Origin of the sequence: Candidatus Accumulibacter vicinus (assembly GCF_000584955.1) — a bacterium.
Lineage (GTDB): Bacteria > Pseudomonadota > Gammaproteobacteria > Burkholderiales > Rhodocyclaceae > Accumulibacter > Accumulibacter vicinus.
On the sequence record NZ_JDSS02000038.1, the window covers coordinates 1 to 1,084 of the forward strand.

The following is a 1,084-nucleotide window of genomic DNA, read 5'->3' on the forward strand; positions in this document are numbered from 1 at the left end:
GAGCATGGACATTTGAAGAGATTCGTCGCATCTCTTCACTAGCGTCTACTGGATTAATAGTTGACCAATCTGCATGACCATTGCTATGCACATAATAATGATTCGTAATCTGATTATGTCGAATAATTACGTTTAACTTCACCACTGGCTTTCCTTAGCTGTTGAATTTCTTAATTTTACTCTCTGCAACGATCTGAGTCATTAGCCAGCTTAGCTAAGTACTCTTCCTTATACCTGGCAGCGTCTTCTTGACTGCGGAACCCTAACTTGTAGTGGTGCTTCTTCAGTGATCCCGGTTTATTCTTAATTTTTACATACCAGTACTGATCCCTAATATCATAGTAGACGCAAGGGATAGGCTTATAGTTAGGCGGCGGCGGTGTAGGTTCTTTATCCTCCTCAGTGAGGTATGTGCAGTACCTACTATGTACGGGCAGTACTGCCTTCATGAATGGAGTACCTTGATGCAAGGCATCCCAAATAGTTTCAGGTACAAAGCTCATTATCCCTTGTCCTTCCTCTTCTTCTCAAGATGTCTCTGGCCCCATGAGAGTGCCTTCATTACTGTAGCAAATCTTTTTGGGTTCCCTTTCTTATCCACAGCCAGTACTCCATCAATTACTACTCTGTAAGGGTCTGTAAGATTGTTACTGTATACCTTGTAATGTTCAATCATGATCTCTCACACTCTTAGTGAAGCAAATTTTACAGTAATACCAGGGTTCGTTTAAAGGGCCTAAATGACTGAACGACCACTTATGGCCCAATTTACTGCACTCTCCCTGAATCTCCCTTAAGTTAGGGTAATAGTAATTACTGTCAAAATCCCTCATAAGCTCAGCAATAGCTGTCTTCCTTTCTAACTCTAGAACTCTGACAGCTTTTGCTACAGCCTTGTAACTATCGTAACTCATTGTATCTCCCTTCTATAGTACCTGTCAACAACCAGTAATTGAACTGCTAGAGTGAGCAGCCTTCTAGGTACTCCTCTATTAGCACAGTAGGCAACAGTAGCATACCTTCCCCACTGATGCCTATGCTTTGCCGCATGTATAGCAATTCTCGCCGCCTCGTTCATGCTACC

The 1,084-nt window shown here is 42.4% G+C and carries 2 protein-coding genes; both read right to left on the reverse strand.

What is annotated here, in order from left to right; genetic code table 11:
• Nucleotides 1-176: 176 nt before the first annotated feature.
• Complete coding sequence (locus CAPSK01_RS23575; RefSeq protein ID WP_273703924.1) at nucleotides 177-503, reverse strand: hypothetical protein; 327 nt, start codon at nucleotides 501-503, stop codon at nucleotides 177-179.
• On the reverse strand, nucleotides 503-676 hold the full coding sequence (locus CAPSK01_RS23580) for a hypothetical protein (protein WP_273703925.1): 174 nt from the start codon (nucleotides 674-676) through the stop codon (nucleotides 503-505). Before CAPSK01_RS23580 ends, CAPSK01_RS23575 begins: the two co-directional genes overlap by 1 nt.
• Nucleotides 677-1,084: the final 408 nt, after the last annotated feature.